Source organism: Microbulbifer maximicatervae (SeqCode), from assembly GCF_052466985.1.
On record NZ_CP174298.1, the window covers coordinates 830,836 to 844,051 of the forward strand.

Here is a 13,216-nt window from a genome sequence, read left to right on the forward strand (position 1 = left end):
AGAATGACCTTACAGATGTCCCTTGAGGGTAAAGTTGCCTTGGTGACAGGTGCAAGTCGCGGTATTGGTGCGGCAATTGCAGATATGCTCGGTGGAATGGGTGCCACAGTTATTGGTACTGCCACCAGCGAATCCGGTGCTGAAAAAATAAGCGCCCGCTTCGCAGAAGCCGGTATCGCAGGTGCCGGTAAAGTTCTGGATGTGGGCAATGCGGAAAGTATTTCCGAGCTTCATGCAGCGATAAAAAATGAGTTTGGTGCTCCTGCGATATTGGTTAATAATGCTGGCATCACCAAGGACAACTTGTTGATGCGCATGAAGGATGACGAGTGGGATTCAGTCGTCAATACGAATTTGACCGCGGTCTATCGCATGAGTAAGGCTTGCCTGCGCGATATGACCAAGGCGCGATGGGGGCGGATTATTAATATCAGCTCCGTCGTAGGTAGTATGGGTAATGCCGGTCAGAGCAATTATGCGGCGACCAAAGCTGGTGTGGGAGGGTTTGCCCGCTCCCTGGCTTCAGAGGTGGGCTCCAGAGGAATCACGGTTAATACCGTAGCCCCCGGCTTTATTGATACTGATATGACAAAAGTCTTGCCTGAAGCGCAACGCGAGTTGCTTCTGGGTAAGATTCCTCTCGCGAGGCTCGGGAAGCCGGAAGAAATTGCTTCGGTGGTTTCCTTCCTGGCGAGTGATGCGGGAGGCTATGTCACCGGCGAGACAATTCATGTCAATGGCGGTATGTACATGGCGTAGTTTGTGTTTCAAAATGTCTCTTTAACTTATTGATTTTAGAGATATTTATGTTTTTGCTGATGGTGTTGAGGGGCCGCACATTACATCCCGAAAAACTTGGGGTACAATGGCCTCTGAATTATCCAAAAGCTGTGTGAGCCGGTCGTTATCACCAACAACATTGGATACGGTGAAAAACAATAGCGACTAAAACAGATTTTTACCCACTAGGAGTTAAATTGAATCATGAGCAGCATTGAAGAGCGCGTTAAAAAGATCGTTGCTGAACAACTGGGCGTTAAGGAAGAAGACGTTAAGCCTGAAGCCTCTTTTGTTGAAGATCTGGGCGCTGACTCACTCGACACAGTTGAGCTGGTTATGGCTTTGGAAGAGGAATTCGAAACTGAAATTCCCGATGAAGAAGCTGAAAAAATCACTACTGTTCAGCTGGCAATGGATTACATCAAGGATAACCTTGGTTAATTCCTGCTGGGTAGTTTAGGCACGGGCAGCTCAATATGCTGTACCTAGCCGAGCGATTCTGAAAGCCGTTCTATGTTTCATAGCGCGGCTTTCTTGTTATTGGTACTACGGAATTGTGACTGCTGACCGGATGTTGTTCTTTTAACTACATTGGTGAAGGACGGTAGCAGAAAATTTCAGGGGGGAGCGCAGTGTCGCAAAGAAGAGTTGTCGTAACCGGAATGGGAGTCGTTAGCCCGTTAGGTAACACCCTAGAGGATACTTGGTCTGGGGTACTACAGGGAGCTAATGGTGCTGCTCCGATTGAGACATTTGATGTCTCGGCTTTTTCAACCCGCTTCGCCGCTACTGTAAAGGACTTTGATCCCACGCCATACATGCCCGCAAAAGAAGCGCGCAAGATGGATACTTTCTTGCAGTACGGACTGGTTGCCGGTATTCAGGCTATGCAAGATAGCGGCCTGGAGGTAACCGAAGAGCTGGGTCCGCGCGTGGGTACCTGTATTGGCTCTGGTATGGGCGGTATCCTGGCTATCGAAGATAATTCATTGCTGATTGCCGAAAAAGGCCCTCGCCGTGTATCACCTTTCTTTGTACCTGGCGCCATCATTAATATGGTTGCGGGTAACCTCTCGATTAAATATGGCCTCAAAGGCCCCAATCTGGCGGTGACAACAGCCTGTACCACAGGAACCCATGCGATTGGCCTAGGAGTTCGTGCGATTCAGCACGGTGATGCCGATGTGATGGTATGTGGTGGTGCAGAAATGGTTACCACCCCGGTAGGGCTCGGCGGTTTCTGTGCGGCAAGAGCGCTGTCCACCCGCAATGATGATCCGCAATCAGCAAGCCGCCCCTGGGATAAAGACCGTGATGGTTTTGTACTGGGTGAAGGGTCTGCGGTACTCGTTTTGGAAGAGTACGAAAATGCAATCGCTCGCGGAGCCAAGATTTATGCAGAAGTAGCTGGCTTTGGTATGAGCGGTGATGCCCACCACATGACCTCTCCTCCGGAAGATGGCGCTGGCGCTGCTCTCTCAATGGAAAATGCCTTGAGAGATTCCGGTATGAGCCCAAGTGATATCCAGTATATCAATGCTCATGGTACTTCTACTCTGCTGGGAGACACAGCTGAGATCCTGGCGGTTAAAAAAGTATTCGCTGGGGTGACGGACTCCCTCGCTGTGAGTTCTACCAAGTCGATGACCGGTCACCTGCTGGGGGCTGCCGGTGCTATTGAAGCCGTTTTCTCGGTATTGTCATTGCGCGACCAGGTTGCGCCCCCCACTATCAACCTCTTCTCCCCGGATGAGGCCTGTGCCGGTATTAACCTGGTGCCCCAAGAGGCCCAGCCGATGGCAATCAATGCAGTCTTATCCAATTCCTTTGGTTTCGGTGGCACCAATGGGTCACTGATATTCAAGCGAGTCTGATTCCCGTGCCCACCGCGAGGTGGGCACACCTGCCTTGGGAGCTCCATGTACCAGTTACCTCAAATGTACTTTCGGGGGCTGGCCGTTGATCAGTTGCCAGATGATGCTGATTACTCGGGTGGAATCCTCGAAACAATGCGCTGTCACAACAAAGGTCTACCGCTTTGGTCTTTCCACCGCGCTCGCCTGGAGCGTTCGGGAGTGTTGGATGAGGCCTGTCTGGGAGAAATTGAGCAGTCGACGTTAAAATTGACAGCCGGCTGTCGCTGGCCTGAGGCGATTGCGCGCCTGCGTGTTGGCAGTGTGCGCGGGCAGCAATGTTGGGATTTGGTGCTGCGGCCGCTGATTGAAACTGCTGAGGGGCAGGTGGGCACTAGCCTTTTCCCTTGTTCGACGAGCTTGCCGATCGGTAGTAATTCGAACCAGGGCTGCAAAACTTTACTCCGTAACCGATATAATGCGGCAAAAGCAGAGCTGCCGGTGGGTCAATTTCTCGATGGATTGATGCTGGATTCGGCGGGAAGGGTCATCGAAACCCTGCGCTGTAATATCTTGGCCCGATTTGGTGGGAAGTGGATGACTCCATCCCTGCACCGGTGTGGTGTTCATGGTGTGATGCGGCAGTGGCTCTCGAGCCATATCCACTGGCAAGAGGAAGACATGGAGCTTTCCGAACTCTGTGAGGCCGATGAGCTGGCTCTCTGCAACAGTGTTCGAGGTGTATTACCGGTGGTAGAGGTAATCGGTTACAAAAATTGGCCTGTGGGTGTCGAGACCCGCAAGCTACAGAAGCTGATATTGGATAAATTGTGGTGAAGAAAAAGCAAGCGAGTTTCGCTTGGAGAGTGTTGAAGCTGTTATTTGGTGGGCTGGTATTGGCCTGCTTGGTTGCAGTTGCCTCTCTATACGTGGCAAAGGAAGCCTTGGAATCCCCCCTGCCGATTGCACAAGATGGGCTTACGCTTCAGGTGGAAAAGGGCGGAAGTTTGTCCCGGACGCTGCGAAGCTTGCAGGGCGAAGGGATAATCCAGTGGCCGCAAATACTCCTCGCCTATGCCTACTGGGAGGGCACAACAGAAATCCATTCCGGCGAGTATTTAGTTCCCTTTGGCAGTAACGCGCGGGACTTGATTGCGCGCCTGAATCGCGGTGAAGTTACCCGCTATCGCATTACGCTATTAGAGGGCTGGACCTTTCGCCAGGCCCTGCGACAAATCCGCTCCGGTGAAAGAATCGTTCAGTCTGAAGAGGGAAGCAATGTCAGTGCTGCTGCCCGGGCCCTGGGCCTAAAGGAAGATGAGGTTGAGGGTTGGATTTTCCCGGATACTTACGTCTACCGGTCCGGTACCACAGATATTGAACTACTGCGTCAGGCCTATGATCGGATGCAGAAGGTGCTAGATGAGGAGTGGCAATCAAAAGGGGATGATCTGCCCTATAAGTCGCCCTATGAAGCCTTAATCATGGCTTCAATTATCGAGAAAGAGACAGGGCAGCCATCTGAGCGCAGTGAAATAGCCGGTGTTTTTGTACGCAGGCTGAATAAAGGTATGCGCTTGCAGACCGACCCCACCGTAATTTATGGCTTGGGTGAGGACTTTGACGGAAATCTGACCCGTACACACCTGCGCCAGGCAACACCTTATAATACTTATGTTATTAATGGCCTTCCCCCTACGCCGATTGCCCTACCTGGGCGAGCGGCAATTCGGGCCGCTTTAAATCCAAAGCCCGGCAAGAGCTTGTATTTTGTTAGCAAAGGGGATGGATCTCATCATTTCTCAGCGACTCTGACAGAGCACAACCGTGCGGTGCGGGAGTATCAGCTGAAAAGGCGCGCGGATTACCGCTCGAGTCCGGCAAAAGGAAAGAATTAGTGTCGCACGGCAAGTTCATCACCCTTGAGGGTGTAGAGGGGGTGGGGAAATCTACCAATTTACTCTTCATCACCGAGTGGCTCAAAAAGCACAATATTAACTTTATCCAAACCCGGGAGCCGGGAGGCACCCCATTGGCAGAACAGCTGCGCGAGCTGTTATTGGCCAAACGGGATGAATCCGTTGATCCCACGGCGGAATTATTGATGGTGTTTGCCGCCCGCGCGCAACATCTGTCTCAGGTTATACTGCCCGCCTTAAAACGTGGGGATTGGGTGATCTGTGATCGCTTCACCGATGCTACCTATGCCTACCAAGGCGGTGGTCGCAGACTGGATCGACAATTGATCGAGCAGTTGGAGCAGACAGTTCAAGGGGATTTGCGCCCAGATAAAGTGCTTTTATTGGATCTCGACCCAGAAGTGGGGCTACAGCGAGCTGCACGCACTGGGGAAGCGGATCGGTTTGAGAGTGAGCACCTGGAGTTCTTCCAGCGGGTGCGTGCGGCTTATCGCGATCGAGCTGAAGCTGCGCCTGCCCGTTACGCGGTTGTGGATGCCGGCCAATCTCTGGAACAGGTGCAGATGGATCTAGCCAAGCAATTGGAGCTGTTGCTTTAAGCTATCTTGCCCCAGAATCTATTTTTAAATGATAAGAATTGTGGCTGATGTCTGTGCCTGAAACTTTTGAGTATAAATCGATACCGGTACCTCTTCCCTGGCACTCCGAGCAATGGCAGCGGTTGGGGTTGCAGTTGCAGGCGGATCGCTGCCCGCACGCTTTGCTGTTGACTGGCCCGGAGGGGTTGGGAAAGCGACAATTCGCAGCTGCTTTTACCGCGTTGGCCCTATGTGAACAACCGAGGGCAGGTCAGGCCTGTGGGGAGTGTAAGGATTGTCGGTTGTGGATGGCTGGCTCGCATCCTGATTTCCTGCAAGTTGAACCTGAAAAGCCCGGTGGCCCGCTGAAAGTGGAACAGATCCGTCAGCTGGGCAACTTTGTTTCCCGCACCAGTGGGCGGGGCGGGGCGCGTCTGGTTTGTTTGTCGCCGGCGGAGGCGATGAATGTCAACGCAGCCAATGCCCTGTTGAAAAACCTGGAAGAGCCGGCACCCTCCGTTATCTTTGTGTTGATCACCGATGCCCCCACAGGCCTTTTGCCAACCATTCGAAGTCGCTGTCAATCTATAGCTTTTCCGCCCCCAACTGGAGAGGTGGCGCTACAGTGGCTATACAGCAATGGGCTGGAAGAGCCGCTGGCACAGCGTGTCTTAACTCTGGCAGGCGGGGCACCATTATTGGCGGCGGAGCTGGCCGAGCCCAAGTCGAGAGAAGTACGCGAGCAGTTTTTTAAAGATTTGGTTGCTGTAGCTCAGGGTACGGCAAGTTCAGTCTCTACAGCGGGCCGTTGGGAAACACCGGCCGAGGGTGTTGAATTGGTTCAACTACTGCTTTTCTGGCAGCACTGGTTAACCCAGATGGTGCAGATTCGCAGTTGTGATCTCAGTGGAGATGCCCAGCTAATGGTTCTTTTGCAGCGGTTGCCAGGGGCGAGTGAGCAAAGCTTGCAGCCAGTATTTGCGTTCTACGATCATTTGCTTCAGGCGCGGAAAGGGTTACTGGGCACAGCTAACCCCAATCGTCGTTTGCTGCTGGAAGAATTATTTATTCGTTGGGCGAAGCTTTTTGCTTAGGCGTCTTGCGCAAGTCGGGTAGGGTAATTGACGTTGCCTGGACACAGGCAGCGGGCTTAGATAAGTTAGCGCATCATTTAGAAATATAAACATTGAGGTTGTCCATGAAAGCCATGGGAGGCGGTGCCCGCAACGGCATCCTGTCACTGAAAATCCAGGATAAATCTGTGCTCTATGCGGCCTATATGCCCTTCGTAAAGAATGGTGGCTTATTTATCAGTACGGATAAATCGTACAACCTTGGCGATGAGGTTTTTCTGCTTCTGAGCTTAATGGATGAGCCGGAAAAGATTCCGGTTGCCGGTAAAGTGATCTGGATTACGCCCAATGGTGCTCAAGGCAACCGCACTCCCGGAATCGGAGTTCAATTTGGCGATAAGGACAATATCGCGCAAAACAAGATTGAAACCCACTTGGCGGGAACCTTAGAATCCAGCCGCCCAACCCATACGTTGTAACTCTCTAATGCTTGTTGATTCTCACTGTCACCTGGACAGACTTAAGCTCGATAAATTTGATGGCGATCTGGATGCTGTATTGGACCTGGCCCGCAGTCGCGGTGTTGGCAAGTTCCTCTGTGTCGGTATCAGTTTGGAAAACGCCGATGCGGTTGTTGAAATCGCATCCCGCTACGAGGACGTAGTCTGTTCCGTTGGTGTGCACCCGCTGGATGTCGACTCCGGCATGGCGGATGTTGAGCGACTGGTAGAAATGGCTAACCAGCCCAATGTTGTTGCATTGGGGGAGACAGGTCTGGATTACTACTACAGCACGGACACCCAGGAAATCCAGCAGCAGAGCTTTATTGCACACCTGAAAGCGGCCGGGCAGGCAGAGCTTCCGGTTATTGTGCATACGAGAGATGCGCGGGAAGATACTATTGCGCTAATTAAAGAGCACGGTAATACCAATACCGCAGGTGTTCTGCACTGTTTTACCGAGAGCTGGGATATGGCCAAGGCGGCCCTGGATCTCAATTATTATATTTCTTTGTCCGGCATCGTGACCTTTAAAAATGCCGAGGAGCTGCGGGATGTCGCCCGCAGGCTGCCTTTGGATCGGTTGCTCGTTGAGACTGACTCCCCTTATTTGGCCCCAGTGCCCTATCGGGGTAAGCCCAATATTCCGGCCTATGTGCGTGAAGTGGCAGAATTTATCGCTGATTTACGCGGTATTCCCTACGAAGAGCTGGCCGAAATCACCTCAGAAAACTTTTTCAGATTATTCCCCCGGGCAGTTTGATCCGGGTCTATTGGATGTTCCCCTATGATGAAGCAGCAGTTGCAAGTCATGCTGACTCTGCAAGACCAGATTAATACAGTAGTAAATGAAAACTGGCGTGAGCAAAACTTTGCCTGGTACCGCGCTATTTGGGTAGAAAGTGCAGAGTTGTTAGACCATTACGGTTGGAAGTGGTGGAAGAAGCAACTTCCAGAAATGGATCAAGTGAAGCTTGAATTGGTGGATATCTGGCATTTCGGTTTGAGCCTTGAATTGCAAAAAGGCTCTCCGCAGGAAGTGGCTGAGATCATGCTGAAGGAGTTTGCCGGTTCCGAGCGTACGGCGGGTGATTTCCGTGAAAACCTCGAGTCTTTCACCTTGAACACCCTGGCCACCAAACAGTTTGATGTTGCTGGCTTTGCTCAACTATTGGCCGATGCAGAAATGTCTTTTGCTGAGTTGTACCAGCGATATGTTGGTAAAAATGTACTCAATCGATTCCGTCAGGATAACGGCTACAAAGATGGCAGCTATGTAAAAAACTGGGCGGGCCGTGAAGACAATGAACACCTAGCGGAAATTGCCGGACTTTTGGACTCATCTGCTGCTGATTATAGTGATCAGGTTTACAAGGCACTGCAGACGCGTTACCGGGAATTGGCGCTGACATAATCACTCGCAAAGAGTGTCCAATACAGTCTGAGAGGTTTTGTCATACAAATTGAGCCGCTATTTCGCTTGTGTAAGATGAAATTTACTCGCGAGGCCCTATAATGCGGCCGCTTACAAACGAGGGAGAACTATCGTGAAAGCACCTGTACGTGTTGCTGTTACCGGCGCTGCCGGTCAGATTAGCTATTCGTTGCTGTTCCGCATCGCCTCTGGCGAAATGCTGGGCAAAGATCAGCCGGTTATTCTGCAATTGCTGGAAATCACTCCGGCATTGGAAGCGCTGAAAGGCGTTGCTATGGAGCTTGAAGACTGCGCTTTCCCGCTGCTCGCGGGTATCGTTCAGTCCGATGATGCTACTGTTGCGTTCAAAGATGCAGATTACGCTTTGCTGGTAGGCGCGCGTCCCCGTGGACCGGGTATGGAGCGCAAGGACCTGCTGGAAGCTAACGCTGCTATCTTCTCTGCACAGGGTAAAGCCCTGAACGACGTTGCTTCTCGTAACGTAAAAGTACTGGTTGTTGGCAACCCGGCTAACACCAATGCCTTGATCGCTCAGCGCAATGCGCCAGACCTGGACCCGCGTAACTTCACCGCGATGACCCGTCTGGATCACAACCGCGCTCTGTCTCAGCTGGCAAACAAAACTGATTCCAGCGTTAACGACATCACCCATATGACCATTTGGGGCAACCACTCTTCCACTCAGTACCCAGACCTGCACCAAGTGAAGGTTTCCGGTGCTGCAGCCATGGATAAAGTGGAGCAGGAATGGTACGAAAACGACTTCATCCCGACTGTTCAACAGCGCGGTGCAGCTATCATCAAGGCGCGTGGTGCTTCCTCTGCGGCTTCCGCTGCCAACGCTGCCATCGACCATATGCGCGATTGGGCTCTGGGCACCGCTGAAGGTGACTGGACCAGCATGGCTGTATTCAGCGATGGTTCTTACGGTATTCAGGAAGGCCTGATTTACTCTTTCCCTTGCACTTGCAAAGATGGCGACTGGGAAATTGTTCAAGGCGTTGACATCAACGACTTCTCCCGCGAGAAAATGTCTGCTACCGAGCAGGAGCTGGCGGAAGAGCGTGATGCAGTAGCACACCTGCTGCCGTAATAGGGAGTGACAGGTCCCAGGCCTTGGCCGCAGGCCTCTCCCAAAAACCCACACTGAGGTGTGGGTTTTTTTATGCCTGAATTTTGTAAACCCCGGCCCGGACCAGGAAACTTTCCCGGTCAGTATCTTCGTGTGAGCTGCCGCCATCGGCACTACACTGATTTTATATATCTGCCGGATGTCCCTGCTATGGTCACTGAAGTTGGCCGCAACACCGCCCGTTGCGCCTGTATCCTGCTGCAGCCTAACCAGTCCCTGTCCCTCTCCGGCAATCTATGGGTGTTTTTCTCCCTGGTTGGGGTATCCCTTGGAATCAGCCTCGCTTTTGCGATGGCGGGAGCCTGGATGATTCTTCCCTTTGCCGGGCTTGAAATGATCCTGCTGGGCATCCTGTTTACCTACGTGTACCTCGAAGGGACCCGCAGAGAAGTAATACGCATCAATGAGGAGTTGGTAATTCTGGATTGCTGTAAGGGGTTCAGGCAGCAAACGGTGTATCACCGGGAGTTCGCCCGCGATAAGTTGGCAGTACTCGTAAGGATGGGGAGCAGTGCTACCGAAATGGCTTCGATTAACTTTAGTGGTCCTGAGGGGTGCCTTGAAGTCGGGGAGTTCCTCACCGAAGCTGAAAAGGCGGAGCTGGTGCAGAAGTTAGGTCGTTTTGGCATTTGTGCCAGGAAAGAGAAAGAGTTTCGTCTGCAGCAGTTCTGATTTCTCTATAGAACTGGCGTCTCGTTTGTTTCTTTTCGCTATAATCCCCGCTTTACTCTTAACTGTTCCACAGGGGATATCAGATGGCTTTTCCGAAGATCGGTAATTTGGCTCCGGCTTTTACGCTGACCAACCAAAGTGGCGAGAAAGTGTCACTTAAGGATTTTCGTGACAAAAGTAATGTCGTCCTCTACTTTTACCCGAAAGCACTTACCCCCGGTTGTACCACTCAGGCATGTGGGATTCGCGATAGTGCGGCTGAATTTAAAAAAGCCAATACTGTTGTGTTGGGGGTGAGCCCGGATCCAGAAGCAAAGTTGCAGCGCTTTATCGACAAGCACGAACTGAATTTTGATTTGCTATCTGATGAAGAACACAAGATTGCTGATAAATATGGTTGCTGGGGCTTGAAGAAATTTATGGGCAAGGAGTACATGGGGCTTCTGCGAACAACTTTTATTATCGATAAGAGTGGGCGCCTTCGCCATATTATCGACAAAGTTAAAACCAAGACCCATGACACTGATGTTTTGAATTGGATTGGCGAGAACCTGGATTAATTGCCAGACTCTGAGGGGCGGGGCTGGACTGGTGCTTGGTCTGCTGTAGCCCCTACCTTTCGGACTCAAAGGCGACACGTGGGTACCGAAAGTAAGTATTTTTGGCCCTTGGTACACAATAAGATGAAAAAAAGCACTGTCGCCCCTTGCTTTCTTAATTCTTGGTCTATACTGGCAGTTGTAAAGGAAAGGTGCGCCGGCTAGAGAGAGTCTCTCTGCGGGAATTGCCGGAGCGGTTAGTTTAAAAATTGTACATCTCTGTGAAGGATTCGATGTCTGTTTTTTGGTGCATCCCGCATCACGTAGTCGTCCGCCGAAGTTGATGTTGTGTTGGTGTGGGCAGGGGCAACCGGGATTCGCTGGATGCGGACATAGAAAAATAACTGCGGCTCACGGAACTCAATAGGAGCAGCTCGATGAACCATACTCAGCCCGACCAGACTTCGCTCTCTGAAGACAAATCACTTCAGCAGGCCAGAATATCCGGAGACCCGAATATTCTCGACCAGCTGCTGGCCCCCCCCGAAGCAACCAGTTTTGGTATTGCCGCACGGGTAATAGATGTGCTGGAGCAGCGTATCGGTAAGGCCTCTCTCGCTATTCGCCCGGTAGCGTCCGACCTAAGTATGTCCACCCGGACTTTGCAACGCCGGTTGCAGGAACACAACCTCAGTTTTGCATCTTTACGTGACCATGTTCGTTTTCGTCACGCGGTGCATTTCCTCAAAGATACTGCGCTGAGCGTTGATGGAATCTCACGAATTCTCGATTTCTCTGATCGAACCAGTTTTACCAGCGCGTTCAAACGCTGGACCGGGATGTCTCCCACTGGCTACCGCCGGCAGGTCCGCCAGAGGTTCTGAGTGTGGATTGGTTTGGCCGGTCTCTATGGGATCGGCCCAATCCGTTGCCTCGGCGGGGCAAACCCGTTAGAGTTGGCGGCAATTTAATAGGCTGACTCTTTGAGGTTTTGCATGAGCTTTTTTATCCCCTCCGCCATGGCACAGGAAGCGGCGCCGGCAGCACAGGGTAATCCGATGATAACCCTGCTGATGTTTGCGGGTTTGTTTGCATTCATGTGGTTTTTTATTATTCGCCCACAGCGCAAGCGCCAGAAAGAGCACCAAGAGCTGGTTGGCGCTCTGAAAAAGGGTGACGAAGTTGTAATGAGCAGCGGGATGCTGGGCCGCGTCGACAAGGTCGACGAGGACTACATCGTATTGGAAGTTGCAGACAGCATGTCTTTGAAGTTCCAAAAAGTAGCTGTGCACGCAGTATTACCGAAAGGTACGATTAAAAAGATCTAATCCTATTCAGGGTTTATCTTTGAATGTCGTAACTAAAAAAGCCTGGCAATTGCCGGGCTTTTTTTTGGTTACTATTTTTGCGCGGGCAGTATTTATTGTGCCTTGAAAGCCCACAGAAAAATTGCGGAATTAATCAAAGGCTGGACTAATTTGTCTGATTAATTTTCCGATAAAAAAACAGGTTAGGCAAAAAGCAATAAATAGCACTGAAAGGCATGCTTATGTTCATTTTTCAAAGCTAGTCCTCTATCCGCTTACTCAGCAAGCTTGGCTCTACCTCTGCGGAAACTTTTTGCTAGAGGTGTCCTCTTACTGAGTCACATCGATAAAACTAATAATTAGACATAACAGGTTTAATTCACCGTGCTTAAGAGCCTGCCAATAGAGTTGCCTAAGCGGTTGCGCCTGGCGAATCTGCCCACACCTCTGCAGTCGTTAGACAGAATCAGTGATCTTTACTCCCTTCCTTATGGAGGGCCCAGGATTTGGATAAAAAGAGATGATCTTACCGAGTCCGGCATGTCGGGAAATAAACTGCGCAAGCTAGAGTTTGTTGCCGCTGAGGCCCGGGCCCAAGGGGCTCAGGTTTTGATCACTTGTGGCGGAGTGCAATCCAATCATTGCCGTACCACTGCTTTGGTGGGGGCTCGATTGGGGTTTAAGGTTCAGTTGATTTTACGTGGCAAGCGCACTGCAAATCCCGATGGCAACCTTTTATTGGATGAGTTGGCAGGTGCTGAAATTGCGGTTTACTCACCGGAGGAATACTCCCGGAATTTACAGGGCCTCTTTGACAGCTGGGCTGCTGAGTATCTGTCCAGAGGGCAGAAGTCTTTCTGTATCCCCACTGGTGCCAGCGACGGTTTAGGCATCTGGGGTTATATCTCGGCCTCTCAGGAATTATTGGCAGACTGTGCAGATAGGGGCTTCTCGCCTGATCATATTTTATGCGCTACTGGCAGCGGTGGGACCCAAGCGGGTTTGACCTTGGGGTGCCATTTGCTGGAAGCCGGTGTGAAAGTTACGGGTTTCGCCGTTTGCGACAGTGCTAATTATTTCCAAGTGAAAGTGCGTGAGGATATTTCGCAGTGGATGGCACAGTCTGGCGTATCGCTTGATTTGGAGTCCCTCAAGATTTTGGTTAATGCCGACTATAAAGGTCCCGCTTACGGGGTGGCGGAGCCAGAGGTTTACCAGACTATTAAAGAGTTGGCTTGCTTGGAGGGTATTCTTCTCGATCCAGTCTACACCAGCAAAGCATTTCATGGTCTGCTACAGGAGTTAAAAAAAGGAAATTACCGGGGCTCAGACAACCTGGTTTTTATTCATACCGGAGGGCAATTTGGCCTCTTCCCCCACCGAACTCACTTCTTCCCAGTGGCCGAATAATACGACATTACTGTTCTC

At 51.3% G+C, this 13,216-nt stretch carries 16 protein-coding genes; all 16 read left to right on the forward strand.

The features are described from left to right. The first annotated feature begins 15 nt into the window (after positions 1-15). The 16 genes from fabG to ACJJI3_RS03790 all read left to right on the forward strand — a co-directional run bounded on the left by fabG (position 16) and on the right by ACJJI3_RS03790 (position 13,198). On the forward strand, positions 16-759 hold the full coding sequence (gene fabG / locus ACJJI3_RS03715; RefSeq protein WP_282934677.1) for a 3-oxoacyl-ACP reductase FabG: 744 nt from the start codon (positions 16-18) through the stop codon (positions 757-759). 225 nt (positions 760-984) lie between these two features. Continuing rightward, positions 985-1,221: an acyl carrier protein gene (gene acpP, locus ACJJI3_RS03720; protein ID WP_020415205.1), complete on the forward strand. Its 237-nt coding sequence runs from the start codon at positions 985-987 to the stop codon at positions 1,219-1,221. Positions 1,222-1,412: 191 nt separating this feature from the next. Continuing rightward, positions 1,413-2,654 (forward strand): beta-ketoacyl-ACP synthase II, encoded by a 1,242-nt coding sequence (gene fabF / locus ACJJI3_RS03725; protein WP_413662282.1) that lies wholly within the window; start codon positions 1,413-1,415, stop codon positions 2,652-2,654. 45 nt (positions 2,655-2,699) lie between these two features. After that, positions 2,700-3,470 (forward strand): aminotransferase class IV, encoded by a 771-nt coding sequence (locus tag ACJJI3_RS03730; protein WP_444896975.1) that lies wholly within the window; start codon positions 2,700-2,702, stop codon positions 3,468-3,470. After that, on the forward strand, positions 3,467-4,531 hold the full coding sequence (gene mltG / locus ACJJI3_RS03735) for an endolytic transglycosylase MltG (protein WP_444941542.1): 1,065 nt from the start codon (positions 3,467-3,469) through the stop codon (positions 4,529-4,531). The genes ACJJI3_RS03730 and mltG overlap by 4 nt, the downstream gene beginning before the upstream one ends. Continuing rightward, positions 4,531-5,151: a dTMP kinase gene (tmk, locus tag ACJJI3_RS03740; RefSeq protein ID WP_282932477.1), complete on the forward strand. Its 621-nt coding sequence runs from the start codon at positions 4,531-4,533 to the stop codon at positions 5,149-5,151. The genes mltG and tmk overlap by 1 nt, the downstream gene beginning before the upstream one ends. Before the next feature lie 47 nt (positions 5,152-5,198). Continuing rightward, the gene (locus ACJJI3_RS03745; RefSeq protein WP_444941543.1) at positions 5,199-6,224 is read left to right on the forward strand and encodes a DNA polymerase III subunit delta'; all 1,026 of its coding nucleotides are present in this window, start codon (positions 5,199-5,201) and stop codon (positions 6,222-6,224) included. A gap of 104 nt (positions 6,225-6,328) precedes the next feature. Then, positions 6,329-6,682, forward strand: coding sequence for a PilZ domain-containing protein (locus tag ACJJI3_RS03750; protein WP_413662279.1), 354 nt, complete (start codon positions 6,329-6,331; stop codon positions 6,680-6,682). Between the two features lie 7 nt (positions 6,683-6,689). Then, positions 6,690-7,466, forward strand: a complete 777-nt coding sequence (locus ACJJI3_RS03755; RefSeq protein WP_444914004.1) for a TatD family hydrolase — start codon at positions 6,690-6,692, stop codon at positions 7,464-7,466. A 27-nt stretch (positions 7,467-7,493) separates the two neighbouring features. Next, on the forward strand, positions 7,494-8,117 hold the full coding sequence (locus ACJJI3_RS03760; RefSeq protein ID WP_444942543.1) for a dUTP diphosphatase: 624 nt from the start codon (positions 7,494-7,496) through the stop codon (positions 8,115-8,117). 133 nt (positions 8,118-8,250) lie between these two features. Further along, positions 8,251-9,231 carry a malate dehydrogenase gene (locus ACJJI3_RS03765; protein ID WP_282932481.1) on the forward strand — a complete coding sequence of 327 codons (981 nt, stop codon included), beginning with the start codon at positions 8,251-8,253 and terminating at the stop codon, positions 9,229-9,231. A 72-nt stretch (positions 9,232-9,303) separates the two neighbouring features. Continuing rightward, positions 9,304-9,942 carry a DUF2244 domain-containing protein gene (locus tag ACJJI3_RS03770; RefSeq protein ID WP_444941544.1) on the forward strand — a complete coding sequence of 213 codons (639 nt, stop codon included), beginning with the start codon at positions 9,304-9,306 and terminating at the stop codon, positions 9,940-9,942. An 83-nt stretch (positions 9,943-10,025) separates the two neighbouring features. Then, the gene (bcp, locus tag ACJJI3_RS03775) at positions 10,026-10,502 is read left to right on the forward strand and encodes a thioredoxin-dependent thiol peroxidase (protein WP_282932483.1); all 477 of its coding nucleotides are present in this window, start codon (positions 10,026-10,028) and stop codon (positions 10,500-10,502) included. Positions 10,503-10,918: 416 nt separating this feature from the next. After that, positions 10,919-11,365, forward strand: a complete 447-nt coding sequence (locus ACJJI3_RS03780; protein ID WP_020415217.1) for a helix-turn-helix domain-containing protein — start codon at positions 10,919-10,921, stop codon at positions 11,363-11,365. A 111-nt stretch (positions 11,366-11,476) separates the two neighbouring features. Further along, positions 11,477-11,809 (forward strand): preprotein translocase subunit YajC, encoded by a 333-nt coding sequence (gene yajC / locus ACJJI3_RS03785; protein WP_282932486.1) that lies wholly within the window; start codon positions 11,477-11,479, stop codon positions 11,807-11,809. Between the two features lie 363 nt (positions 11,810-12,172). After that, positions 12,173-13,198, forward strand: a complete 1,026-nt coding sequence (locus ACJJI3_RS03790; protein ID WP_444941545.1) for a D-cysteine desulfhydrase family protein — start codon at positions 12,173-12,175, stop codon at positions 13,196-13,198. The last annotated feature ends 18 nt before the right edge of the window (positions 13,199-13,216 follow it).

Coding starts and splice junctions, on each gene's coding strand:
- fabG (WP_282934677.1), top strand. CDS start 16: ATGTCCCTTGAGGGTAAAGTTGCCTTGGTGACAGGTGCAAGTCGCGGT.
- acpP (WP_020415205.1), top strand. CDS start 985: ATGAGCAGCATTGAAGAGCGCGTTAAAAAGATCGTTGCTGAACAACTG.
- ACJJI3_RS03730 (WP_444896975.1), top strand. CDS start 2,700: ATGTACCAGTTACCTCAAATGTACTTTCGGGGGCTGGCCGTTGATCAG.
- ACJJI3_RS03745 (WP_444941543.1), top strand. CDS start 5,199: ATGTCTGTGCCTGAAACTTTTGAGTATAAATCGATACCGGTACCTCTT.
- ACJJI3_RS03750 (WP_413662279.1), top strand. CDS start 6,329: ATGAAAGCCATGGGAGGCGGTGCCCGCAACGGCATCCTGTCACTGAAA.
- ACJJI3_RS03755 (WP_444914004.1), top strand. CDS start 6,690: ATGCTTGTTGATTCTCACTGTCACCTGGACAGACTTAAGCTCGATAAA.
- ACJJI3_RS03760 (WP_444942543.1), top strand. CDS start 7,494: ATGAAGCAGCAGTTGCAAGTCATGCTGACTCTGCAAGACCAGATTAAT.
- ACJJI3_RS03770 (WP_444941544.1), top strand. CDS start 9,304: ATGCCTGAATTTTGTAAACCCCGGCCCGGACCAGGAAACTTTCCCGGT.
- bcp (WP_282932483.1), top strand. CDS start 10,026: ATGGCTTTTCCGAAGATCGGTAATTTGGCTCCGGCTTTTACGCTGACC.
- ACJJI3_RS03780 (WP_020415217.1), top strand. CDS start 10,919: ATGAACCATACTCAGCCCGACCAGACTTCGCTCTCTGAAGACAAATCA.
- yajC (WP_282932486.1), top strand. CDS start 11,477: ATGAGCTTTTTTATCCCCTCCGCCATGGCACAGGAAGCGGCGCCGGCA.